This window comes from Microcoleus sp. CAWBG640, from assembly GCF_020883015.1.
Classification (GTDB): Bacteria; Cyanobacteriota; Cyanobacteriia; order Cyanobacteriales; family Microcoleaceae; genus Microcoleus; species Microcoleus anatoxicus.
In genome coordinates this window covers 20,486-43,506 of the sequence record NZ_JAHRFC010000047.1, presented here as the reverse complement: position 1 = coordinate 43,506, position 23,021 = coordinate 20,486, and the positions used below count along the sequence as shown (strand labels likewise).

Annotated in this window: 22 protein-coding genes; 12 read left to right on the top strand and 10 right to left on the bottom strand. The window is 44.9% G+C overall.

Annotated elements, in window-relative coordinates:
- Positions 1 to 117: 117 nt before the first annotated feature.
- On the top strand, positions 118 to 450 hold the full coding sequence (locus tag AAFP11_RS20815) for a hypothetical protein (RefSeq protein ID WP_341738786.1): 333 nt from the start codon (positions 118 to 120) through the stop codon (positions 448 to 450).
- Positions 451 to 548: 98 nt separating this feature from the next.
- On the opposite strand, the gene AAFP11_RS20810 is transcribed toward AAFP11_RS20815, so the two are convergent.
- From AAFP11_RS20810 to AAFP11_RS20800, 3 genes are all read right to left on the bottom strand, one after another.
- A complete protein-coding gene (locus AAFP11_RS20810) occupies positions 549 to 1,052 on the bottom strand; it encodes a YbjN domain-containing protein (protein WP_341738785.1) in 504 nt (167 codons plus the stop codon).
- 203 nt (positions 1,053 to 1,255) lie between these two features.
- On the bottom strand, positions 1,256 to 2,560 hold the full coding sequence (locus AAFP11_RS20805; RefSeq protein WP_341738784.1) for an aspartate aminotransferase family protein: 1,305 nt from the start codon (positions 2,558 to 2,560) through the stop codon (positions 1,256 to 1,258).
- Positions 2,561 to 2,725: 165 nt separating this feature from the next.
- On the bottom strand, positions 2,726 to 3,751 hold the full coding sequence (locus AAFP11_RS20800) for an adenosine deaminase (RefSeq protein WP_341738783.1): 1,026 nt from the start codon (positions 3,749 to 3,751) through the stop codon (positions 2,726 to 2,728).
- A gap of 259 nt (positions 3,752 to 4,010) precedes the next feature.
- Here AAFP11_RS20800 and AAFP11_RS20795 point away from each other — a divergent pair, with 259 nt between their 5' ends.
- The 5 genes from AAFP11_RS20795 (at position 4,011) to AAFP11_RS20775 (ending at position 7,105) form a co-directional block, all read left to right on the top strand.
- Positions 4,011 to 5,339, top strand: coding sequence for an adenylosuccinate synthase (locus AAFP11_RS20795; protein WP_341738787.1), 1,329 nt, complete (start codon positions 4,011 to 4,013; stop codon positions 5,337 to 5,339).
- Positions 5,340 to 5,580: 241 nt separating this feature from the next.
- A complete protein-coding gene (locus AAFP11_RS20790; protein ID WP_341738782.1) occupies positions 5,581 to 5,721 on the top strand; it encodes a hypothetical protein in 141 nt (46 codons plus the stop codon).
- A 31-nt stretch (positions 5,722 to 5,752) separates the two neighbouring features.
- Entirely contained in the window at positions 5,753 to 5,971 is a 219-nt protein-coding gene (locus tag AAFP11_RS20785) for a hypothetical protein (protein ID WP_341738781.1), read from the top strand.
- Positions 5,971 to 6,342 carry a hypothetical protein gene (locus AAFP11_RS20780; protein ID WP_341738780.1) on the top strand — a complete coding sequence of 124 codons (372 nt, stop codon included), beginning with the start codon at positions 5,971 to 5,973 and terminating at the stop codon, positions 6,340 to 6,342. The genes AAFP11_RS20785 and AAFP11_RS20780 overlap by 1 nt, the downstream gene beginning before the upstream one ends.
- Before the next feature lie 163 nt (positions 6,343 to 6,505).
- Positions 6,506 to 7,105 (top strand): 50S ribosomal protein L25/general stress protein Ctc, encoded by a 600-nt coding sequence (locus tag AAFP11_RS20775; protein WP_341738779.1) that lies wholly within the window; start codon positions 6,506 to 6,508, stop codon positions 7,103 to 7,105.
- A 244-nt stretch (positions 7,106 to 7,349) separates the two neighbouring features.
- Here AAFP11_RS20775 and AAFP11_RS20770 read toward each other — a convergent pair whose 3' ends face one another.
- From AAFP11_RS20770 to AAFP11_RS20760, 3 genes are all read right to left on the bottom strand, one after another.
- Positions 7,350 to 7,826 carry a hypothetical protein gene (locus tag AAFP11_RS20770; RefSeq protein WP_341738778.1) on the bottom strand — a complete coding sequence of 159 codons (477 nt, stop codon included), beginning with the start codon at positions 7,824 to 7,826 and terminating at the stop codon, positions 7,350 to 7,352.
- Positions 7,827 to 7,892: 66 nt separating this feature from the next.
- Complete coding sequence (locus AAFP11_RS20765) at positions 7,893 to 8,510, bottom strand: cupin domain-containing protein (RefSeq protein ID WP_341738777.1); 618 nt, start codon at positions 8,508 to 8,510, stop codon at positions 7,893 to 7,895.
- A gap of 3 nt (positions 8,511 to 8,513) precedes the next feature.
- Positions 8,514 to 9,080, bottom strand: coding sequence for a sigma-70 family RNA polymerase sigma factor (locus AAFP11_RS20760; RefSeq protein ID WP_341738776.1), 567 nt, complete (start codon positions 9,078 to 9,080; stop codon positions 8,514 to 8,516).
- A gap of 543 nt (positions 9,081 to 9,623) precedes the next feature.
- Here AAFP11_RS20760 and AAFP11_RS20755 point away from each other — a divergent pair.
- The 3 genes from AAFP11_RS20755 (at position 9,624) to AAFP11_RS20745 (ending at position 14,008) form a co-directional block, all read left to right on the top strand.
- A complete protein-coding gene (locus AAFP11_RS20755; protein WP_341738775.1) occupies positions 9,624 to 10,838 on the top strand; it encodes a DUF4331 domain-containing protein in 1,215 nt (404 codons plus the stop codon).
- Positions 10,839 to 11,040: 202 nt separating this feature from the next.
- The gene (locus tag AAFP11_RS20750) at positions 11,041 to 12,447 is read left to right on the top strand and encodes a hypothetical protein (RefSeq protein ID WP_341738774.1); all 1,407 of its coding nucleotides are present in this window, start codon (positions 11,041 to 11,043) and stop codon (positions 12,445 to 12,447) included.
- Between the two features lie 82 nt (positions 12,448 to 12,529).
- Positions 12,530 to 14,008: a sulfite exporter TauE/SafE family protein gene (locus AAFP11_RS20745; protein ID WP_341738773.1), complete on the top strand. Its 1,479-nt coding sequence runs from the start codon at positions 12,530 to 12,532 to the stop codon at positions 14,006 to 14,008.
- Positions 14,009 to 14,496: 488 nt separating this feature from the next.
- Here AAFP11_RS20745 and AAFP11_RS20740 read toward each other — a convergent pair whose 3' ends face one another.
- Positions 14,497 to 14,937, bottom strand: coding sequence for a hypothetical protein (locus AAFP11_RS20740; RefSeq protein ID WP_341738772.1), 441 nt, complete (start codon positions 14,935 to 14,937; stop codon positions 14,497 to 14,499).
- Between the two features lie 633 nt (positions 14,938 to 15,570).
- Here AAFP11_RS20740 and AAFP11_RS20735 point away from each other — a divergent pair.
- The 3 genes from AAFP11_RS20735 to AAFP11_RS20725 all read left to right on the top strand — a co-directional run bounded on the left by AAFP11_RS20735 (position 15,571) and on the right by AAFP11_RS20725 (position 19,146).
- Positions 15,571 to 16,944, top strand: coding sequence for a Ycf66 family protein (locus AAFP11_RS20735; RefSeq protein WP_341738771.1), 1,374 nt, complete (start codon positions 15,571 to 15,573; stop codon positions 16,942 to 16,944).
- A 163-nt stretch (positions 16,945 to 17,107) separates the two neighbouring features.
- Positions 17,108 to 18,574 carry a cobyric acid synthase CobQ gene (gene cobQ, locus AAFP11_RS20730; RefSeq protein WP_341738770.1) on the top strand — a complete coding sequence of 489 codons (1,467 nt, stop codon included), beginning with the start codon at positions 17,108 to 17,110 and terminating at the stop codon, positions 18,572 to 18,574.
- A gap of 335 nt (positions 18,575 to 18,909) precedes the next feature.
- Positions 18,910 to 19,146: a 2Fe-2S iron-sulfur cluster binding domain-containing protein gene (locus AAFP11_RS20725; RefSeq protein ID WP_341738769.1), complete on the top strand. Its 237-nt coding sequence runs from the start codon at positions 18,910 to 18,912 to the stop codon at positions 19,144 to 19,146.
- A gap of 122 nt (positions 19,147 to 19,268) precedes the next feature.
- On the opposite strand, the gene cobM is transcribed toward AAFP11_RS20725, so the two are convergent.
- The 3 genes from cobM to AAFP11_RS20710 form a co-directional block, all read right to left on the bottom strand.
- Positions 19,269 to 20,039 carry a precorrin-4 C(11)-methyltransferase gene (gene cobM / locus AAFP11_RS20720; protein WP_341738768.1) on the bottom strand — a complete coding sequence of 257 codons (771 nt, stop codon included), beginning with the start codon at positions 20,037 to 20,039 and terminating at the stop codon, positions 19,269 to 19,271.
- A gap of 159 nt (positions 20,040 to 20,198) precedes the next feature.
- Positions 20,199 to 21,092, bottom strand: a complete 894-nt coding sequence (gene lgt / locus AAFP11_RS20715; protein ID WP_341738767.1) for a prolipoprotein diacylglyceryl transferase — start codon at positions 21,090 to 21,092, stop codon at positions 20,199 to 20,201.
- Positions 21,093 to 21,357: 265 nt separating this feature from the next.
- Positions 21,358 to 22,986 (bottom strand): DUF3352 domain-containing protein, encoded by a 1,629-nt coding sequence (locus AAFP11_RS20710; RefSeq protein ID WP_341738766.1) that lies wholly within the window; start codon positions 22,984 to 22,986, stop codon positions 21,358 to 21,360.
- Between the last annotated feature and the right edge of the window lie 35 nt (positions 22,987 to 23,021).

Sequence of the window (23,021 nt, the reverse complement as noted above, 5' to 3'; positions counted from 1 at the left end):
CACTCTTTGAGTCTCGGATGGATGTTTTTCAAGATATTCTCGGAGCTGGCTCATGTTTTTTGAGGTAAAATTCCATTATAATTTAAGAGCGATCGGCAAACTATTTCTTTTTGGGAGATGTCTAATAAGAAGTATGCGTCTGAAATGCGACAATTACCACAAAGAATGATGGTTTTGCTCATTGATTTCGATGATGATGAAAATCGGTTGAGTTATGTAGAAAGTCATATTCCAGATGACCTAAAATTAAGAGTATTCGTGCTGGGAGTGCTATCTGAACCAGAGAATCTAAAAAGAGAGAGCAAAAAGACCTTTGAAGAGATTGGTGAAGCTCTTGCCAAAGATTGTTCTGACAACAAAAATGAGTTATGGGGACATAATCTTCTCAAACATAACAAACGAGAATTAGAGCGTATGGCATCATCTGTAAAACCAATTCTCTTTAAATAAATTTACCCAAAACTCGCGCACGCTACTTAAATGTCAGGTGCACGACTGCCAATAATTTAGCGGAGTGTGGCTCGATTAAAAGTCGCGCACTCTAACAACTACAGTCCATATTCAGCTTGCAAGATATCGTCATTATCATCAGCGATAGTCGCGACAATCGTAATAGCGCGAGAAATTTCCCCAGTCGAGATTTCGGCTATCGTCCGAGTCGAAATTACCGCAACTTGATTATCCACGATCGCAAAATGAGATTCCAAAGTAGACAGCCAATTCATTTCTAGGAGTTTGCGCATTAATTCAGCTTCATTCTTCGCGGGCAACTGAAGCACAAAAGCCCAAACAGTCAAAGTATCATCTTCCGTTTCGCCAGTGAGTTGCACCAACACTTCGACACTACCGTACTTAAACTTCCAAAGATGTCCGCCCGCCTCATTTTGACCTACCATCACTTTTTGATCTACAGCCATGCTGGCGATGACAGTTTCAATTTCTTCTGCATAGGTGACGGCTGTGGCTTTTTCGACCTGGGCATCGGCGATCGCGCTTTCACTTAAAATGCTTTCTGGAGAAACTGTTTCTAGGTTGGGTTCGCTGGTAGTCATGATTGTAATTTGACGGAAACTATTCCACTATCATTTTACCAGGTTCCTGGTTCCCAGGCTCTTCCTGGGAACCAGTAGATTTCTTAGGTCTCTCGGAGCTTTGGGCAAAATGTAGCAGTTGATACTAAACTTGTTAATGAAGTCCTAGGGATTATTTGTCCAGGCCCACTTGTGGTTAGCGTGGGGATTTTGGTGGCGGGGATTTATTCCATCCCCTGCAAAACCGCCGTCAAAATTTCCACAAGGCGATCGATATGTTCCTTCTCAATAATCAACGGTGGCGACAAAGCAATAATATCCCCAGTTGTGCGAATTAACAACCCATTTTCGTAGCACTTTGTAAAACAATCAAAAGCCCGTTTACCCGGTTTCCCAGCAATAGATTCCAACTCAATCCCCGCCACAAGTCCCAAATTGCGAACATCAATAACGTGGCGCACGCCTTTGAAAGAATGCACCGCATCTTCCCAATAATCGGATATTTTATCAGCCCGATCGAACAATTTTTCTTCTTCGTAAATATCCAGCGTCGCCAAAGCAGCAGCACAAGCCAGTGGATGCCCAGAATAAGTATAGCCATGAAACAGCTCTATGGTATTTTCAGGAGCATTCATAAAAGCATCATAAATACCTTCCTTAACAAATACCGCCCCCATGGGTACAGTACCGTTAGTTATCCCTTTTGCCACCGTCACGATATCAGGAATTACTCCAAAATATTCAGTGGCAAAACTCGAACCTAAACGCCCAAAACCTGTAATTACTTCATCAAAAATCAGCAGAATTCCGTACTTGTCGCAAATCGCGCGAAGCCTTTCCAAATAACCTTTTGGCGGAATCAAAACTCCCGTAGAACCCGCCACCGGTTCCACAATTACCGCCGCAATATTCGACGCATCGTGCAAAGCCACAATCCGTTCCAATTCATCCGCCAAATGCGCCCCCCATTCCGGCTGTTTGCGGCTGAAAGCATTGTGTTCTAGGTTATGAGTGTGAGGTAAATGATCTACTCCTGTCAGCAAACTGCCGAAAGACTTGCGATTTGGACCAATCCCACCGACAGAAATTCCCCCAAAACCAACACCGTGATAACCCCGTTCCCTACCAATCAATCTTTGGCGTGTTCCTTCGCCTTTAACTCGGTGATAGGCAATGGCAATTTTTAACGCAGTCTCCACCGATTCCGAACCAGAATTAGTAAAGAAAACGCGATCGAAATTCCCTGGAATCAGCTTTACCAAACGTTCCGCCAATTCAAAAGCAGCCGGATGTCCCATTTGAAAAGGCGGCGCATAATCTAGATTCAAAACTTGTTGTTTAACTGCTTCAGCAATTGTCTCGCGGGCGTGGCCAGCATTCACACACCACAGCCCCGCAGTACCATCGAGGATCGATCGATTATCATCGCTGGTAAAGTGCATATCTTTTGCCGAAACCAACATTCGCGGATTCGCTTTAAACTGTCGGTTTGCGGTGAAGGGCATCCAATAAGCGTCCATATTTGTCATTGTTTTTTTATGCTTTTATTTTCTAATATAACATATTTGAACGAACCACGAAGACGCAAAGAGCGCGAAGGAAGAAAAGAAAGAGCTTTTTGTTATTTCTAGGATTGCTATATCTTCCTCTTTCTCTTCCTTCGTGTCCTTCGCGCCTTCGCGGTTCGTTTAATCTTACTCCACAGACTCATGCTGCAACAAACCAGTCAGGATTTTGGCAGGTTGCTCCCCGTATGGCCACGCGAAAGCATGGCGGAAAGCGGCATTTTGACACGCTTGCAATTGCCGAAAATCAATGATATCCAGAGTCAATAAATTTTCGTATTCAAAAGGCAGCCGCACGTTGTGCAATCCTGCATTGTCCGTGCAAATGGCAATATCGACACCGGCTTCAAAACAGCGATCGAATACTACCTTCAATTCCCGCATATCTTGCAAGGTTCCAGTTTTCAGATAGGTGGTCGGGCAAACTTCCAAGCATTGACCCCTACGTGCTACTTCTGGCAACAGTTCGGGATATTTTAACGGAATTTGAATCCCGTGGCCGATTCGCATCAGATAGGGCAAAAGTTCGGGATAACAGCCAGATGTTGTTTCGTAGAGGTGGCCGGTTGTTTTGAGGCCGATCGACCTTGCGTACTGATATAATCCGACAAATTCGTCTAAACGCTCGCTAATGCAAGCATCGCCCCCAGCAAAATCGATCGCACAAACATATTCTCCCATCTGTGCAGCCAAATCGACGATCGCCCGATTCACTTCATAGGGTAAACGCGAGTGCATACACAAAATTTGGCTGGTGACAATTGGACAATCGCTAATTTGACTTGCCTTACCCACAACTCGGACAATTTCTGCCATCAAATCAATTCGTTCTGACTGCGACAAATGTTCTGGAGTTCGCAGATAAGGTGTATAACGCAACTCCAAATAAGCCAGATTTTCAAACACGTAAGCGCCCCGCATCAACCGATAGATGAAATAAGGCAGAGTCTCAACAGTTTGAACGCTTTCTACCAGCGTGTGCAGTTCCAAATACTCATCCAGAGTATTGCGCCGACGTGTGTAAAACTCCTCAAACTCCGAGTATTCTTGAAATCGATCGACCATTTCAGCATTGTGGCGATCGAAATACCGCCACAGCACCCTAGGAACCACAGAACCACCCAGATGGCGGTGCAACTCAGCGTGTAAACTCATGGCAAAACAGCCTCAATTTTCTTGATTGTAACAAAAATTAATTAGTCAGTCCTTGTGAGTGAGTTCCCATCCCCCCTTGGGGGGGCAGGGGGTGTTGCCCCAATGCCCCATCCCCCAATACCCAATTCCCAATCCCCCTTGGGGGGCAGGGGGGGTGGTCCAATCTATCCAAAATCAAAAATCAAAAATTGATTGACATTTGACACATATCCGTAGATAATCGAAGTTTGTGTCAACTAGAACGGAACGCGAAAAACCCTTGGCTAACGTAGTTGTAATCGGCGCCCAGTGGGGCGATGAAGGAAAAGGCAAAATTACCGATTTGCTCAGCAAATCCGCAGATATCGTTGTCCGCTACCAAGGGGGCGTCAACGCCGGTCATACCGTGGTAGTCAACGGTCAAACTTTCAAGCTACATCTGATTCCGTCGGGAATTCTCTACCCCGATACCGAATGTATCATCGGCTGTGGCACGGTCATTGACCCTAAAGTTTTAATTCAAGAATTGGATCAGTTAGAAAAACTCAACATTTCTACTGCCAAGTTGATGATTTCCCAGACTGCTCACGTCACCATGCCCTATCACAGATTAATTGATGTGGCATCGGAAGAACAACGGGGCAATTATAAAATTGGGACAACCGGACGCGGCATTGGCCCTACCTACGCGGATAAGTCCGAACGTACAGGTATTCGGATGCTCGATTTAATGGACTTGGAAGGCTTCCAAGAACAACTGGAATGGACAATTAATCATAAAAATGTCATTCTGGAAAAACTCTACAATTTGCCTCCTCTCAATCCCCAAGATGTGATTGATGAATACCGAGTCTATGCAGAACGTTTGCGCCCCCACGTAGTAGACAGTTCGCTGAAGATTTATGACGGGATTCACACGCGGAAAAATATTCTGTTTGAAGGAGCCCAAGGTACTTTATTAGACTTAGACCACGGCACTTATCCTTACGTTACTTCCAGCAGTCCGATCGCAGGTGGCGCTTGTGTCGGAACTGGAGTTGGCCCCACAGCGATCGATCGCGTTATTGGAGTCGCAAAAGCCTACACCACCCGTGTGGGAGAAGGCCCATTCCCTACCGAAATGGTAGATGGAATTGGAACTGTTTTGGGCGAAAGAGGGGCAGAATTCGGCACTACTACGGGTCGGAAACGCCGTTGTGGTTGGTTCGATGCAGTCATTGGCCGCTACGCCGTTCGCATCAACGGACTTGACTGTCTAGCAATTACCAAACTAGATGTTTTGGATGAATTAGACGAAATCAAAGTCTGCGTTGCTTACGAAATTGAGGGCGAACGCTGTGTGGATTTCCCCAAGAGTTCTCGCATTTTTGCTGAGTGCAAACCCATCTATGAAACCCTTCCCGGTTGGAAAAAATCAACGGAAGATTGCCGTACTTTGGCAGATTTGCCCCAGCAAGCGTTGGATTATTTGAAGTTTTTGGCAGATTTGATGGCCGTACCGATCGCGATCGTTTCTCTTGGTGCTGGCCGCGACCAAACTATCATTGTCGAAGACCCAATTCACGGACCAAAGCGGGGATTATTGTCTGTTGATGGTACACCAGCCTAACGTTGCCTTAAAATATCATTTTGGGTATCAACCAATCATACTCAAAATTTTTGGCAGTCTCGCCGCGACCAACTTAGTTCAGAGTTCCAGCAGATTTAGTGCACTTGACCCACGGCGAGGTCAAGTGTATCCTTATTTACCAAGAAATTGGGTCTAAAGCCCCGTCCTTGTAGGACGGCTTTTCTTTGATGAACTGATAGCACGGCTAGAAGTTCACAGAGATATGATTGGATGGCTTATAATGGAGTTAAGCAAAGAAGGAATACAAGCCAAAAGAACAACCGGAAACAATCCCAAAGGTGATATTTTGATAGTCAACCAGCAAGATGTTCCGCAAGTCAAACAGCTACTCCGCAATTTTCAGATAGAATTCAATAGTTAATTTATCAAAACAATAAAAAGTATAAATAATAATGAATGAACCGCATATTGAAATCAAAGCCTGGAAAAACAAAAAAATAGATTCCACAAAAGCTAAGGAAATATGTCAAAAAGGAACTGTGATTGGAGTTATTAGCACAGGGGGAATTACTAAACCAGCTAAGGTTGTATTCGACAAAGCAGATGTAGCTTGGGTAGAAAATTTTCCAGAGAGTAAGTTATTGAATCAGGAAGGTCAGGAGGAAAGCTAATGTTAGACATGATTTTTTATGCCTTCAAAACTAATCAGCCACCGCACTATGTCGGAATGTCTGAAGACGTTTACGAGTGGTTGGCAAAATCAGAATTTTCCAAAATTGGCAAATCTGTCCCCAGAAATATTTTGATAGATGAAGAGGAGGAAAAGCTACCTTTAGTTGAGTTAGATCAAGATATTCGCCAGAAGTTTAGAAATTTTTTCCGCGACGCAATTATCTGCGAAAGCGATACCGTCCTTGCTAAGCTGGGTGATTCCCCTCTCAAAGAAGAATACCAAGCAGAAACGTATCGTCTCAGGAAATTGTTAGACTTGCTGAAGTGTGTGGAAAATGAAAATTATCAGTATCTTCAGAGAGTCCTTTAAAAAGAAGAGTATCAAACAGGAACGTACCGTTTGAGAAAAATGCTGGAATTGCTCAAGTGTGTGGAAAACGAAAACTATCAATACCTTCAGCGAATTTAATTAAGTGCGATCGCACTACCACAAATTTGGTAAAATGTGAAAACAATAAGCCAAAAGTCAGAAAATGGAAATCGCAGTTGAATGTCAAAAGCGAGCTGAAGGCAGCAAACCCAATGCCCTCCGTCGCTCAGGATTGATTCCCGCCGTACTTTACGGTCATCAAGGATCTGAATCCCTTGCTCTTACTATCCCTGCCAAAGCCGTTGAAACTCTCCTCAAACAGCGCGTTGTCAACAACGTCTTAATTGACCTGAATATTCCAGAAATTTCTTGGAAAGGAAAAACTTTGTTGCGGGAAGTGCAGCGCCATCCTTGGAAAGGTTTTCCCTATCACCTCAGCTTTTTTGCGGTAGGAAGTCAAGACAGCCTCGAAGTTGAGTTGTCCTTGCATTTTGTCGGCGAATCTGTCGGTGTCAAGTTGGGAGGCGGCATCTTGGATACCGTGATGACCCAACTAGCAGTTAAGTGTAAACCTGACAGCATTCCTGATGCCATTGAAGTAGATATTTCTAATTTAAATGTAGGGGATGCACTGCACATTCACGAACTCGTGTTACCCGCAGGAGTAGTAGCTATTGGTGAACCAAATCAGGTGGTTGTCAGCGTACTTGGTACTCAAGCCGGTTCTGAAGATGACTCAGAAGCAGCAACACCAGCAGCTTAATTAGTAATTAGTCATAGTTGCTAACTAATTATTAAACCGATGGCGATCGCTTTTTTACTCAAAAGGCGATCGCTTTTTAATTGCCAAAACCATTAATTTTTGCAAACTGTGATATCGTTTACGGTTGCATCAGAATGATTTAACCGCAGAGAGCGCAGAGGGCACAGAGGAGGAGAAGAGAGAGATGAATACAGGACGATACCAACGGATTTGATATGACAGGGCACTACCCTGTCCTGACTGATTACCTAAGGGCTAATTCCGGGCAGTAGTGATTCGACGCCAGAGTCACGGTAATATCAGTATCCGCCAGAAAACTTTCTTTAGCAATGGGATTTTCCATACTCGCGGCTTCCCCGATCGCTCTTAATTTTAATTCCGGCAGAGAAACTCCCGATTTAGCCTCCGCACACATCCTTTTGGCTGCTGCAATTTTTTGACCAGGGCGGCTTTGAATTGCTTGCAATAAACTATCCGTTGTCGCTGTGGAGTAGCTTTTAGCTAAACGTTTGTAGTCTTCAATAAATTTCCCATCATTCCCAGTAATTTTAACTGTTGGTTCCTGATTAGAACACAACTGATTTAAATTAATCACTTCTCCCGCTGAGTTGACGATAAAACATCCTTCCCGTTCTTGGGCGATCGCACTTTTGGTGTTGCTGACTAGGACTTGAATCAACATCACAGCTATCATCGCACTTAAACGCAAGCTATTTAGCATGATACAGAACTCCTTTGTTGATTTTTAGTTGTTATTTGTTGTTTGTTAGTTTTAAACACTCAAAACTCAACTCAACATTTCGTTATCTATGGATGATTTCACTAACAATAAACATCCGCCACGAGTTACAGGTGCATGAATAGAGTTAGGAAATGAGCGAATATAATCCCCTTGATAACAAACTTCTCCCTCCACCTCTAAATCTCCTTCTAACATAAACACTTCTTCTACTCCAGTGTGTCTATGTAGGGGAAACTTGATTCCCGGTTCTAACCGCATCAAACAGGTAAATTCGCGCTTGTCTCCATCGACATAAAGGTTAGCAAACGAAATACCTGAAACTCTATATTTTCTCCATTTCACATTCTGCGATCGCACAATTACAGAAGGAGTATTGTTTTCAGTAGCAGCAATAACTGGCTGTGAATTAACGAACTCCGTGGGAGTTGGCGCAAGTTCGGCGATGCGCTGAAACAAACGGTGTTTGAGGTTGGGGGAGACAGGTACGGGAGGGGCTGTATAGGCGATCGCAGCAACCGCAGCCTCAACAGCATCTAATTCAGTTTCAAGTTGTGGAGACTCTTGCAATTTCTCTTTAAGGGCGCGACTTTCTGACTCGTCCATAGTATCGAGAGCTCGAAGCGCTGCAAGGATATTAAATTCCTCATACTCCATGATGTCCATAATTTAAACTATTTCGCTCAAAGCTTGACGCAATTTAGAAATACCTAACCGAATTCGGGTTTTGATAGTACCCACAGGAATGCCCGTCTTAGTAGCGATCGCAGCACAAGTCAATCCTTGATAATAGGCTAATTCAATCGCCTCTCGTTGTTCTGGTGGCAATGCTTCCAGCGCTGCTTTAACCTGTTCGCTCCGTTCTTCTAGTATGGCATCTGCCATCGGTTCTGCCATAGCAGAAATAGGGACTTTCGCATTTTCCAAAGAAGCAACAACCGTCCGAAAATTGCGCTGCAAAACTCGAAGTCTATCCAGGGAACGACTGCGCGTCAGCAGAAACAACCAAGTATCAACTCGACTGCGGGAAACATCATAACTTGATGCTTTTTGCCAAATCTGAGAAAAAACATCTAGTACAACTTCTTCAGCTTCTTCTACCGAACCCAGAATTTTGTAAGCGAGAGCATAACTAGCGCGACCATAGCGATAGTACAGTTTAGCTAAGGCTGTTTGGTCTTTCTGGGCAATCTGCACTAATAGTAGCGATTCATCCCCTGACTTTTGAGCTGTCATTTCAGTGTACCGAAAAAAATGTGTTTTGACTGCACAGATCCAAAATTAAAAATTCAGCGTATATCACTACATAACCCAAAGATAATTGTAAGTTTGAAGTTGGGTGTAAAAGCTGGAGTATGCCTTTTTAGGCTAGTTTTACGCTGCTTTGAATTATGAGATTCCCAATTCATATTGCAGTTTATCACTTCCGCAATCTCAAATCTCAAATCGGTTGACTCCCAGAAAATCCGAGGGCAAATCTGAAAATAGGAATTTTTACATAACTTAACAAAACCGATAGATCCAAAATAGCAAAACCTTCGTATACCAGTTAGGTTCGGGTTCTCAGGGTAATGGTGGCGACAGCTATAGCAATCCTAAATCATTTGTGAATTTCTTACTCCCTCCCCTTCATAAGGGGAGGGTTGGGGTGGGGTAAAAAACTTTACGACTCCTGCAAGGATTGCTATATAACTTCGCCAACTCATGACCCATCGAGTTTTTCCCTCAGCCGTGCTACTAAGTTATATCCATACTATCTGTGCAATAAAGGTGATAACTGTGAAACTACCCAAAAACATTCGGCGCACAATACTAGCGATAGAATTAGCTCTAATTGCCGTATTAACCCCAGGGATAATTGCAGCTTCCGATCACGACGACGGCGAAGTAGACATCAAAGGTCGCACAGTCAATTTAACAGACCTGTACGTGTTTCGCGAACAAGACCAGAATTCTGGCGCTGCGGACGGAGATTTAGTATTCATCATGAATTCAAATCCGCGGTCTATAGCTCGCTATCAATATTATTTCAGCACTACGGCTCTTTACCAATTTCACATCACACAGGTAGGTGATGTGAATTCTACCCCCACGGGACGAGCAGATATAATTCTGAGATTGGCATTTAGTCCGCCTAATAATCAAGGTATACAAGCGGCGGCTGTTACCGTGGTTCGTGGCGGTGTAGAAACCACTACAAAGACAACAGTTAATAATAGCTTAATTACCACAACACCGCTGAATTCTAATGCTGTTTTAAATACAGTACCTGTGAGCGGTTCTAACTTGACGGTATTTGCAGGTTTGCGGGAAGATCCGTTCTTCTTTGATGTTGAACAATTTTTCCGAGTGCGGGCTGGGGCTTTGGGCACTGGACCGAAAGTAAGTTTTAAACAACCAAGTCAAGCGATCGACTTTGCGAAAGGTTACAACGTCAATACAATTGCTGTGCGGGTTCCGAAAGCATTTTTGCAAGCAGGAACTGGGGCGAATACCTTTGATGTGTGGTCAACGGTTTCCATCAGGGATGGAGTTGGTGGTTTCAAACAATTTGAGCGCTTGGCTAGACCTGCAATCAATGAAGGTTTAATCGTAACTCCTGGGTTTATGGAGGCATTTAATAATATTTCTCCCAGATTAGATTTGAGTCCTGCTGCGGCTCCGGTGCGCCAGGAAGCTGTTGCGACTCTGAATGCTGTGGATCTTTTGGATGGTAAGGATAACGTCGATCCAAATGCGATCGCAGGAGCTTTTTTACCAGATGTGATGCGGATTGATACGACCAAACCAAGCGGTTATGGTAGCGCGACAAATGCTCAAGGAAGTTTGATCGGGGGTCGGATGCTTTTGGATGATGTGATTGATATCACTCTGGGAGCTTTGGTGGGTTCTCCCGTGGGCGATAACGTTTCTTATGAAGGAACGCCCGGAAATCCGGCTCAGGGACATAAGCCTTTACAACCGAGTTTTCCTTATTTGGCTTTGCCGAATTAGTCCGTTGACAGTTGACAGTTGACAGTTGACAGTTGACAGTTGACAGTTGACAGTTGACAGTTGATGGTAGTCAGCTCTATGAATGTAGGGTGCGTCGCTGTCAGATATTTAGTGAAACTTGCAGATTATAGATGGCGACGCACCTTACCATAATAGAAAATGCTTTTTTTGACCGCAGATGAACGCAGATGAACGCGGATGTATGAAAACAAAAACTGGACTAGGAATTAAATCGGATGTTTTTTGGTTGTGGCTGCTGATAGCAGTTCCTGTGGTTGGTGTTTTGGTGATTAATTTGCCACCTAATTTTCGTGAGATTGCGGATCAGTTTTCCCAAAAAAGTCCGGCAAATCTCGATGCTAATTACCGATATCATTTTTCGGATGTATTGAGAAATAATCCGAATCAGAAAGATGCTATTCAACAAGAAATTACTTTTTATCAGCAGCGGCTGGCTGTGGATTCAAAAAGTGGTTTGAACCGGGCTGCATTGGCTGGGGTTTATTTGAAAATGGGTCGGGCTACTGGGGAGGGTGGTTGGTTTTTGTTGGCCCAACAGGCTGCTCAAAGATCGATCGCGGATTTGTCTTTTGATAATAAAGGTGCGCTGTTAGTTTTAGCTAGAATTGCTGAGGCTAGACACGATTTTGCCACTGCTTTGCGTTTGGCTAAACAAGTGGGTTTTGACAATGAGGATGCGATCGCCCTTTCAGTCACATCTCACTTAGCAATGGGAAAAGTCAAGGAGGCGAATGCAGCAGCAGAAGCCTTAGTCAAACGGCTTCCCAACTTGGGCTCTCTGACTTTGAGGGCTTTGGTGAGGGAATCTCAAGGTAGAGATGCGGAGGTTTTGCAGGATTACAAACAAGCTTTGGCCCTGGAGGAACCAGGAGAAGTGGCGGGTTCGGCGCGTACCCGATCGCTCTTGGGTCGATTTTACAGCCGTCGTGGGCAGTTTGTGCAGGCGAAAGCGCTGTTTTTGGAAACTTTGCGGTTGCTACCTCGATACCCGCTAGCGTTGATTTACATGGCGGATTTAGAAGTGCGACAAGGCAATTACCGGGAAGCAGAAAGTTATTACAGCAAGGTTTCTGCTTATTCGGGAGGGGCTGCGACGATCTACGATCGCCTTGTCGATCGCGGTATGGCGAGAGTAAAACAGTTACAAGGAGATGCGATCGCCTCCCAAAAACTCCTCGACAAAGCAGAGGCTACGCTACGACAGGAACAGGTTTCTGGAGTTGGCGGTTTCGGGCACCGCCGGGATTTGGCGAGTTTGCTACTAGAAAAAGGTCGATCGCAGGATGTGACAGAAGCATTAGCCTTAATGCAAGCAGAAGTAAAAATCCGGCGCGATGCTGCGACGCTGGATACCTTAGCCTGGGCGCTTTCGGGCGCTGGGGAGTGGCAAAAAGCCGAGGATGTGATGGCCCAAATAGTGCGATCGGGCATTCGAGATGCCGCTATGTTCGATCGGGCGGGTGCGATCGCCCTTAAATTAGGCAAAAATCGTGAATCTCGCGCCTATTTCCAAACAGCCAAAGAAATCGACCCTACCTTCAAAAGGCGATCGAGTCAAGCATTAAGTTTAGGAAACGATCAATTGTGAGACCAATCAGAATTATCCTCTCTCCTCTCTTCCTCTGCGCTCTCTGTGTCCTCTGCGGTTCAATCATCTAAAAAAAATATTTATGCAAAACAGATCAAAGCGATCCCAAAAACTCTTCATCCTATTTTTCCTAACACTTTCAATATTACTAACAACCTCAACCAATCCAGCTTACTCACACTGGGCAGATTTATCAGTAGCAGAAATAGTAATCAACGATTCCCAAACCGAAATAACCCTAACATTCCCAACCGGCTTAACAAAATTTGCAGACGACAACCAAGACAATCAGCTACAACCCGCTGAAATTCGCAACCACCAAGCACAACTTGAAAAATTTTTCAGCCAAAATATCACCATCAAAAATCCTAGCAAAATTCCCGGAAAACTAGCAGTAAAACCGCTAGAAATAGCAGCCAAAACAGCCACATTAATTCAGCAGCCTAATAGTCACAGCACTTTATTTTTAGACTATACATGGCCCACAACATCTCAAACATCTCAACCTAAATTACCTACTTCAAACTTAATTAACAAAAATAAATCTTTGATTAATTATCATCTATTTTTACCAGGAATAAACACAGCTAGCTGTCAAGCAACAATTGTCCAAGCAGGCACGGTTAAAAGTTTTGTATTCACACCACAAAATCGAGAATTTTTAGTAACACAAAATGAATCAACTTGGGATGAAACTTGGAGTTGGCTGTTAGCCTTAGCCGGAGCATTTGCTTGGGGAGCCATGCACGCGATGTCACCTGGACACGGAAAAACCATTGTTGGTGCTTATTTAGTAGGTGCGCGGGCTACTCCCCTACACGCTGTATTTTTAGCAGCAACTACTACAATTACTCACACAGCGGGCGTGTTTGCTGTGGGCGGAATTACTCTGTTTGCTTCTCATTTAATTAATCCAGAAAAGCTGAATCTTTGGTTGAATTTAATCTCTGGGTTTTTGGTGGCTTTAATTGGCTTCAAGCTACTTATGGAAAGAACAAAAAATAAGTTTCCACTGAGTACGATCTTCCTCAAATATTTCAATAATAAAAAATTTAATCAAAACTGGGGTGTCAGGAATAAAGTGCTGACCCTGAACTATGAAGAACCAGTTAATCTTTTAAACAGGGGAACTTGGGAGAGAGAATTTAAGCCTGTTAAATCAGAGATAAATCATCATTATCACCATCATGGAGACGGCCGCGTTCACTCACATTTGCCACCAGGAGCTGACGGTTCTCCTGTTACTTGGAAAAGCTTATTAGCCTTGGGCATTTCTGGCGGTTTGTTGCCTTGTCCTTCGGCGTTGGTGATGCTGTTGAGTGCCTCAGCTTTGGGTAGTGTGGGTTTGGGCATGACTCTGGTGGTAGCATTTAGTTTGGGGTTGGCTTTGGTTTTGACTGCGATCGGATTAATCTTAGTTTATGCGAAAGGGAAGTTTGATAAATTACCAAAACAACTGGCGGTAGTGAAAATTTTACCGGGGATTAGTGCGATGTTAGTAATGTTATTGGGGTTGGGAATTACGGGACAGGCAATGTTGCAGATATTGACTGCGAATTAATTATTTTAAGTAGAAGGAATAAGGAATAAGGAATAAGGAAGAAGGAAGAAGAACCCCCCTGCCCCCCCTAGGGGGGAAATTCAGGAATCAGGAATCAGGAAGAAGAACCCCCCTGCCCCCCCCTAGGGGGGAAATTCAGGAATCAGGAATCAGGAAGAAGAACCCCCCTGCCCCCCCCTAGGGGGGAAATTCAGGAATCAGGAATCAGGAAGAAGAACCCCCCCTAGGGGGGAAATTCAGGAATCAGGAATCAGGAAGAAGAACCCCCCCCTGCCCCCCCTAGGGGGGAAATTCAGGAATCAGGAATCAGGAAGAAGAACCCCCCCCTGCCCCCCCTAGGGGGGAAATTCAGGAAGAAGACTTATGCAGTCAGCTTTTCGGTCATGGGTATTTTACGTTTAATTAAGTGGATTTACTTAGAACCCCGATTTTTTATAAAAAATCGGGGTTCGGGGTGAGTATTCGGTTGTTTGAATTTGGCTTAGTTATCAGCCGGCACTATTATATTTATCAATGATTTTGGCTAAATCAGGTATTCCCTTTTCCACGTAATTCTTAGCTGAGGGGCGCAGTTTGCCATAGGCTCCTTTTACCATGGCTCTGGTGCTGTTTTCGACTCTGGCGTCGCTGATTTGGAGCAATTCGTCAGCTACTTGAGATTTTCTTTGGGCAAGATATTCGACGGGGTTGCCATTGGTTACTGCTTCAGTCCACATGGGATCGAGTGCGCTAGAGATGTCTGGCAGCAGTTGATCTACGACTTGGGCACAATAATCAGCTCGTATCCCCTTGACAGTAGAGTAAGCCGCTTTCAGAGCCAAACCACCCAATCCCGACGCGGAAGCAACTTGTTCGTCGATCAACTTTACACAATCATCAACAAAATTGTCTCGGTTATTTTCATTTAATAGAATATCGCTAAGCGCCATTTTAACTCTCCTAGGTTTAACAGTGACTATACTCTACAACGAAAATAGAACCTATCAAGGAAAATATCAAAAAAATACTCTTGGTCAGTCCGATCGCACTGGCAAGTAAAATTAGGATTAGATTTCACTCTCGGCACGGTTCGGTAATGCAACGAGGGGAAGTTTTAGGAATTGAGTCAAAGTTTGGTTCGAGCGAAATACGTAATTTTGAGGTGATTTTGGGGACGTACTTAGTCCGGCAAATACTTGCAGTGATAGGGTTAAGCCGAGGGCTAACAACATTTTTTCCAACATGGCACTGCCTCCAATATTAAGATGCACTCTGGCATCATTTCTCTTACACCATCAAGATACAAACATCTTTCACCTTTCCGTGCGATCGCATCGATCTATATCAGTGATATGTATCACAAGTTACACATAGTCCCGAAGGGGGAGAGGGCAGGGCTGTTTGATTCTCTGGTAGGGGCTACCCCCCGCGACTGCTCCTACCCCCTCCCCTTCTTCCCTCTTCCCTCTTGCCTATTCCCTCACAGAAGTCAAAAATTGTCCTAGAGAAAGCTGCCACCGGACACCCCTGAAAGGTAGAATTAGCCCGTAGAGGTTATTTGACAAAGCGGAGGTGCCGACAATATGCTTGCATACTTTCTAGCGTTGGCGGTCGGTCTAGGCAGCTTCAGTATTTACATGGCTGCTTTCTTTTTTCCAGAAGTTCACCGCAAAAGCGATTTTGCCTGGAGTGGGGTGGGACTTTTCTATGCGTTAATTTTATGGGCTTGTGCGGGGCGAATTACCGGTGCTCTCCTGCTTGGTCAAATGGCGGCCGTGGCTCTTTTGGGCTGGTTCGCCTGGGAAACTTTGAGTTTACGCAGACAAGTTACACCTATTGCTCAGCAAACGCCGATTCCTCAGTCGGTAAATTTGCCGGGGGGTATGGGTGGCGCGTTGACGGGGATGTTTGCTAAAAAACCAGAACCAGCAAGGAAAAAACCTAAGTTTGTGAGAGCGCCCAAGCCGAAATCTGATGTGGTGCCGGCACCTGTTGCCGATCGCCTGGTAAAAACAGAGGAACCTGCGGTGGTTTCCCCATTACCCGAAATCGTGGCAGAAAGTGCGATCGCCCCTGAATTGTTGCCACTTCCAGACTCGACACCACCAGCAACTGAGGAAATACAGGAGTCGATCGCAATTCCTGTGGCTGACACCTCGCTAGCCTCTGTAGAATCAGCACCAACTAGCGACACGACAATCGGGGCAAAAGTTTCAGAAATTGCCACCACACCAACTTTGGAGACAGCAGAGGCTCAACCAGACCTTAAACAAGAGCCAGAAGTCGATGACTTTGAGGAGATGTGGAGGGTAGCAGCTAAAGGGTCCCCGTCTGCGACCCCAACGGCAGCCCCAGCAGCCGAATCAACTGCTGTCAAAGCCCCTAAAAAATCGGCGGGTTTCAGCAGTCTGTTTGGCAATATCAAAAATAGTCTGGGCGGTTTGTTGGGCCGGGGGGCTGAGAAAACCAAGTCCATACCCAATACTCCGGTGACAACACCGAAAGTGCCTTCAGAGTCGATCGAACAACTTGCATCTGAAGTAGGGGCAATTTCTACACCGGAGTTTGACCAAATTCTCGCATCTGAATTAGCCGAAGCAGCCCTAGAAGTGGCGGCAGAAACTAGCAGCACCGTCCCTGATGAAATTCCAGGAGTACCATTTCCTCTGGATGTGGAAGCAATGGCAGAATTGATTTCAGAAGAAACAGTGATTTCTCCGATTCAAATTACTGAAATTACAGTGGTGGATGTGGTTTCGCCAACACCTGCGGAAGTGGAACTGTTATCAGAGGCGATCGACAATTCCATAAAACAGCAGGTAGAGTCGATCGCCTCAGCAAATACACCGGAATTGATTCATCCCAATCCCCCAACTCCCAATCTGCTGAAAACTGACAAACCTGCCGATGAATCCAAGTCGGAAAATCTTTCCGACTCTGACCAAAAGACTCTCTAAAACACAAACCAAAAGGTAGAAATTAGAACTTTTTAGATTCTGCTTTCTGCCTTCATAACCAGGTAAAAAAACAGATTTTTTAGAAAAAACTTTTTTCTTTTTGTATTCAGCATTCACAAAATCTTCGATAATTTTTGGATTAAATTTAGGTGAAATCAATATTATGAAAGCAGTTATGGTAGTGGGAACAACTTCTCACGCAGGGAAATCTTTACTGGTTGCAGCTTTGTGTCGCATTTTTGCTCGCCGCCAGTGGCGAGTCACTCCCTTTAAAGGTCAGAATATGGCACTGAATTCCTATGTCACTGCGGCTGGGGGAGAAATTGGCTACGCTCAAGCAGTTCAGGCTTGGGCCGCCGGTGTAGCACCTTTGGTAGAAATGAATCCCATTTTGCTCAAACCCCAAGGAGATATGACTTCTCAATTAATTATGAAGGGTCGGGCGATCGCCAATATTCGAGCTACTCAATATTACGAAGAATATTTCGATCGAGGTTGGCAAGTTATTCGGGAATCTTTAGAATTGTTGAGTCACCAATTTGACATGGTGGTTTGCGAGGGAGCCGGCAGCCCTGCGGAGATTAATCTCAAGCACCGCGATTTAACAAATATGCGCGTAGCTAAACATTTGAATGCTCGGACTTTGCTAGTAGTTGATATAGACCGCGGCGGAGCTTTTGCTCACATTATCGGTACTTTGGAATTGCTCGATCCAGACGAACGAGCTTTAATTAAAGGCTTCATTATTAATAAATTCCGAGGACAAAAATCTATCTTAGATCCAGGGCTAACTTGGCTAGAAGAACGTACAGGCATTCCCGTAGTTGGTGTAATTCCTTGGATAGACGAAGTATTTCCTGCCGAAGACTCTCTCGATTTACTCGATCGACGTTCTTCCAATTCTCACACAGACTTGAATATTTCTGTCATCCGCTTGCCCCGTATTTCTAATTTTACCGACTTTGACCCCCTGGAGTCGGAAACTACTGTCACAGTCAAATATGTCAGCCCCAAAGACCAGTTAGGCCATCCAGATGCAGTAATTTTACCAGGTTCTAAAACTACAATTTCTGATTTGCAGGTACTCCGAAAAACGGGTATGGCAGAAGCCATAAAAAAATATTTAGTGGCTGGCGGTACTGTCATGGGAGTTTGCGGGGGGTTTCAGATGCTGGGAGAAAGTATAGTCGATCGAGAAGGCCTTGAGGGACAACAGGGAGAATTTAAAGGCTTGGGATTGTTACCTTTAAAAACAGCGATCGCACCTGATAAAATAGCCCGTCAGCGCACCGTAACATCTAATTATCCTCAACCGGGTTTACCAGTTTCAGGTTACGAAATCCACCAAGGAATAACCCAAATGTTGGAGTCAGATTTGACTAAATCCCTGTTTGACGATCCTAGTTTAGGAATGGTCAATAATTCCCAATCTATTTGGGGTACTTACTTGCACGGTATTTTTGATAACGGAGCTTGGCGGCGGGCTTGGTTAAATCACTTGCGGCACCAGCGAGGATTGCAAGCCCTACCTACAGGAATTCCTAATTACCGGGAACATCGGGAAGCTCTGTTGGACCGTCTTGCAGATACGGTTGAAAAGCATTTAGATATCAAACATATTTTAGGGTAGTTATTAGTTCTTGGTTATTGGTTCTTGGTTATTTGTTATTGGTTCTTGGCGGTGCCGGGTCCTTCGGCTACGCTCAGGAACCGCGAAGTCGAAGGGTTATTTGTTACTCGCTTGGGGTTGCTGATAACTGATAATATCAAATCCGGTAACATCGGAATTATTCATCTCTCTTATCTCCCTCTGTGTTCTCTGCGTTCTAGGTCCGGTTAAATCATTCCGATGCAGCCGGAAACGATATAACTGATAACTGATAACTGATAAACCATAAACCATAAACCATAAACCATAAACCATAACATTAGTCAACAGTCATAAAAATATGAGGTGAAGTTTGAATGACAAAAATTTGTTTTTTACCAGAAAATGTAACGGTTGAAGCTGAACCGGGAGAACTGTTGCTGGATGTCGCTAAACGTGCGGGAATTTCTATTCCCACCGGCTGTCTCATGGGTTCTTGTCACGCTTGCGAAGTGGAACTGGAAGACGGAGAGGTAATTTGTGCTTGTATTTCCGGCATACCTTCAGGAAAAGACCAAGTAACAATTAATCTTTATGTTGACCCGGTTTGGTAATTAATAAAAGAACGAAGAAGGAAGAAACTATGCCCAATTCCCAATTCCCAATTCCCTCCCCCCTTGGGGGCTGGGCATCGGGCATGGAAACTGCCAACTAACTAATGACTAATACCTAATGACTAATGACGAAACAGCCGATCGTGCTCTGGATGATAAAGACGCGATCGCCCTTCCACATTTTGACCCAAGGCCGGACTAATCACATACATAGTCGTTCTAATCAAGTTATTTTCGCGAGTAACAACAGCCATTTTGTCAAGGGGAACTAACAAAATCTTTTCATCAGGCCAGCCCAACCGATAGCAAATCGCTACAGGTAAATCAGATGGGTAATGTTCCATCAATTTAGTTTGAGCAGCTTCGACGTGGCGGGCGCTCAAATACAGACACAAACTGGCTTGATGAGCCGCTAAACTGGCCAATTCTTCCCGTTGGGGCACTTCAGTTCTGCCACTAATTCTGGTCAGAATAATTGTCTGGACAATTCCGGGCACCGTCAACTCAATTTTTAGTTTAGCAGCGGCCAGTTGAAAAGCGCTAATTCCCGGTATGACCTCAAAAGGAATGCCCGCAGAGGCTAAAGCTTGCATTTGTTCGCCCACAGCCCCGTAGAGACATGGATCTCCTGAATGGAGGCGGACGACACTTTTGCCGTCCCGCACTCGCTCCACCATCAAAGGTACAATTTCTTCGAGAGTCTTATCGGCAGTTTGGATAATTTCAGCATCGGCGCGCACCCCCTGCAAAATTTGCTCTGGTACTAGGGAATCAGCAAACAAGATGGCATCGGCGACAGCCAGTAATTTTTGAGCTTTAACAGTCAATAAATCCGGGTCTCCTGGGCCTGCACCGACAATATATACTCCTGGCATCAAGGATTCACTCTGCATTGGGGATTGTGTCTTTCCTTTGATTTTGGTCTGTCAAACTCAACTTTAAACAAAAAGTGCTCAATTTACCCGATCTTCCTGATGCACCTGTTTCGGCTAGAACAAAGGGATGGTAGATGCACCCTGGTTTGAACCCTAGAGATTAATCTCTGGGGTTTTTTATTGATCTTCCGGAGACTGCTGAGGGAGTTCTGCCCGATCGCATTTAGGGGAAACAACATCAGGCAAAGCGCGATCGAAATAATAAAGCCAAGCCAACCCGCCCAAACCTAAAACAATCCCAGTCAAGCTTACCATCTGTGCTGTCCGCAGCGGCCCAAACATCAAACTGTCAGTTCGCAACCCTTCAATCCAGACTCTACCAGAACTGTAAGCGGTCAAATAAACCAAAAATAAACTACCGATTTTCAAGCGAATCTTACCCTGCAAATCACGGAAAAACAAAGTCAGTAGCAACCCAAATACTGTCAAATTCCACAGAGATTCGTAGAGAAATGTGGGATGAAAATATTCAAAATTCGCGTATTCCTGTGGTCGATGTTCTAGAGGAATATACAGTTTCCAAGGTAAATCTGTAGGACGGCCAAAGGCTTCAGAGTTAAAGAAATTTCCCCAGCGTCCAATCCCTTGACCAAGAATTGCCGAAGGGGCAACTAAATCGGCCAATTTCCAAAAAGAAACTTGCTGAATTTTGGCAAAAATTAAAGCGGCTATCGTGCCGCCCAAAATCGCCCCATGAATAGCAATTCCCCCTTTCCAAATCGCAATAATATCCTCCGGGCGCTGGGCATACTGGTGCCACTCGAAAGCAACGTAATAAATTCGGGCACAAGGAATAGCGCCCACAACTAGCCAAATTGCCAAATCGCCAAGCAAGTCAGGGTTGACGCGACGCTTGGCGGCTAAATATTGGGAAAGACTGACCCCAATCAAGACGGCAGAAGCAATCAACAAGCCGTACCACCGGACAGCTAGGGGGCCGAATTCAAAGACGATCGGGCCTGGGGATGTAAATTGAAACCCTAGGGGCAGCAGGAGAATTTTTAGCACCATGAAAGTTGCATTAATTTTGTTGGAAAGCAGTCAGATTGCATACCCTTGAACAAACTACAAAGTTTATTTTAGGTGGCTGTGGTCATTTAGACGCAATTTTTGGCAAACTTACCACAAAATCAACTTAATTTTTGACTTGGCAGATTTGTGTCTAGAGTTGTGTTTGTAACTGCCCATAATCATCTTGCTTAACAGAGGGTTGACAAAACTCAACATCTGTGTAATTGAAAAATGGAGGTTTCGCCCAGGAATCAGGTTAAAAGTGCTAATTAGATTTGAAAGAAAACAGCATTTCCAATTGAGTAATGGACGGTTCTGGGGCGCTGGTGACAACGCTAACTCCTCGCAGAGAATTCAGCACTTCGGCGGTGGGTGGTGAAACTAAAGTTGGTGCTGCTTTGAGCAAATATTGGTTAGCCCAGGACATGGTTTTGTCCATGTCCAAATAAAAGTAACCCCGATCGCCAGGGGACACAGAAGTCGAGATCGCCTGAAAACTCGGACTCGTGCTTAAAGGCTGTGGCGGTGGTGAGGCGATCGCCTCAACTAAAGGTCCGCCGAAAGCGACAAACATGGTATTTTGATTCAGCCAGCCGTGCCCGAATAAAGTTCCTTGCTGGGGTATTTTCCATTCCGTCACCTCCTTACCCTGAAGTTGTCTGGGGGCGACACTGACAGTGGGATTGCTTTTGGCGATCGCATCTAATTTGGTAAGCATGGTTTCGGCTGCGGGGCGATCGCTCGTTTCAAAAATCATCACAGCCCCCATCCCCAACTGAGACAAAATGCCTTGATTGGAACCGATCGCCCCGATCGCAAATTCCCCATTCATCCACCCAAAAACATCTCGATCCGCATCCAAATTCAACCGCTTAAAACTATCCCTCACTTGCTGAATTCCCCGGTCAACTTCGGGGATATCTTTGGCATCTGCGGTAGCTTGAGACCAGATTTTAGCGATGTCCTGGCCGCCAACTACAGCGATAGTTTCACCAGGAAATCTCGGTAACAATTTCGAGGCAACTTGGGGCTTTTGCCCAGGAAAATTGGGGTCTAACTGAGCAATAGTTTTTACCCTCAATCCCGCACTGTCCACCCCAATTCCTGCAACCATTGACTTGACTTGCTGGAACTGGGAAAACAGTGTGGAAGGTAACTTAACATCAGGAGGCAAATTAGCTTGAAATTGCTGCATTGCAGCCTGGTAGTCAGCAATATAAACAGTGGCGATCGGATTTTCTACCCCTGCACTGTCAGACAAAAACTTAGTTGCACTCTGCTTAGTGGCGAGGGAAGGCTGTCCTTTAAAAGTATCGATCGCCAATTGCACAGGCTTTTTCAACGGAGCTATAACTAATTTATCGTCAAGCAAAGCCACGCTGTAGCCCTTTCCTGTTGGTTCTGTAATCTCAGAAATTTTTACCCCTTGATATTCGCTTTCCTGAGTTTTTGCACCTTGCTGAGATTTTAATTTATTGGCAAAATTCCAAGCACTAATTTTATTTTTGACACTGACAACTAGCAGCAGTTTGGGAGGCTCAGTCTTCGCCTCCCCATCAGGGGGGAGTAAAGCCACCATCACGCCACCCAGCCAAGGCTTTAAGTCCTTGTCATAGTCAATATCAGTGCCTGCTAAGCTTTGTTCTTGAAAAGTCTTCAAACCCTGGCCGATTAATTTTTGAGCCCCTGGGGTGCCAAATCGCTCCAACTGTGACAGCGCTTGGGGATTGGGGGAGATGAACGCGGCCATGATTGCTTTTTCCGGTACGACTTTGGCACTTTCGAGAGGGTTGGATACTTGTTCAGTCAAACCCTTGAAGTAAAAGTAGACCGCGGCGCTACCTGCTGCGATGATGGTGGCAGCAATTAGAAGCTTTGGTTGTTTTCCAGGCATTGTTTGCGATCCTTGCATTCATTATCAGTTTAGCG

Coding starts and splice junctions, on each gene's coding strand:
- AAFP11_RS20815 (WP_341738786.1), top strand. CDS start 118: ATGTCTAATAAGAAGTATGCGTCTGAAATGCGACAATTACCACAAAGA.
- AAFP11_RS20810 (WP_341738785.1), bottom strand. CDS start 1,052: ATGACTACCAGCGAACCCAACCTAGAAACAGTTTCTCCAGAAAGCATT.
- AAFP11_RS20805 (WP_341738784.1), bottom strand. CDS start 2,560: ATGACAAATATGGACGCTTATTGGATGCCCTTCACCGCAAACCGACAG.
- AAFP11_RS20800 (WP_341738783.1), bottom strand. CDS start 3,751: ATGAGTTTACACGCTGAGTTGCACCGCCATCTGGGTGGTTCTGTGGTT.
- AAFP11_RS20790 (WP_341738782.1), top strand. CDS start 5,581: ATGGAGTTAAGCAAAGAAGGAATACAAGCCAAAAGAACAACCGGAAAC.
- AAFP11_RS20785 (WP_341738781.1), top strand. CDS start 5,753: ATGAATGAACCGCATATTGAAATCAAAGCCTGGAAAAACAAAAAAATA.
- AAFP11_RS20780 (WP_341738780.1), top strand. CDS start 5,971: ATGTTAGACATGATTTTTTATGCCTTCAAAACTAATCAGCCACCGCAC.
- AAFP11_RS20775 (WP_341738779.1), top strand. CDS start 6,506: ATGGAAATCGCAGTTGAATGTCAAAAGCGAGCTGAAGGCAGCAAACCC.
- AAFP11_RS20770 (WP_341738778.1), bottom strand. CDS start 7,826: ATGCTAAATAGCTTGCGTTTAAGTGCGATGATAGCTGTGATGTTGATT.
- AAFP11_RS20765 (WP_341738777.1), bottom strand. CDS start 8,510: ATGGACATCATGGAGTATGAGGAATTTAATATCCTTGCAGCGCTTCGA.
- AAFP11_RS20760 (WP_341738776.1), bottom strand. CDS start 9,080: ATGACAGCTCAAAAGTCAGGGGATGAATCGCTACTATTAGTGCAGATT.
- AAFP11_RS20750 (WP_341738774.1), top strand. CDS start 11,041: ATGAAAACAAAAACTGGACTAGGAATTAAATCGGATGTTTTTTGGTTG.
- AAFP11_RS20745 (WP_341738773.1), top strand. CDS start 12,530: ATGCAAAACAGATCAAAGCGATCCCAAAAACTCTTCATCCTATTTTTC.
- AAFP11_RS20740 (WP_341738772.1), bottom strand. CDS start 14,937: ATGGCGCTTAGCGATATTCTATTAAATGAAAATAACCGAGACAATTTT.
- AAFP11_RS20735 (WP_341738771.1), top strand. CDS start 15,571: ATGCTTGCATACTTTCTAGCGTTGGCGGTCGGTCTAGGCAGCTTCAGT.
- cobQ (WP_341738770.1), top strand. CDS start 17,108: ATGAAAGCAGTTATGGTAGTGGGAACAACTTCTCACGCAGGGAAATCT.
- AAFP11_RS20725 (WP_341738769.1), top strand. CDS start 18,910: ATGACAAAAATTTGTTTTTTACCAGAAAATGTAACGGTTGAAGCTGAA.
- cobM (WP_341738768.1), bottom strand. CDS start 20,039: ATGCAGAGTGAATCCTTGATGCCAGGAGTATATATTGTCGGTGCAGGC.
- lgt (WP_341738767.1), bottom strand. CDS start 21,092: ATGGTGCTAAAAATTCTCCTGCTGCCCCTAGGGTTTCAATTTACATCC.
- AAFP11_RS20710 (WP_341738766.1), bottom strand. CDS start 22,986: ATGCCTGGAAAACAACCAAAGCTTCTAATTGCTGCCACCATCATCGCA.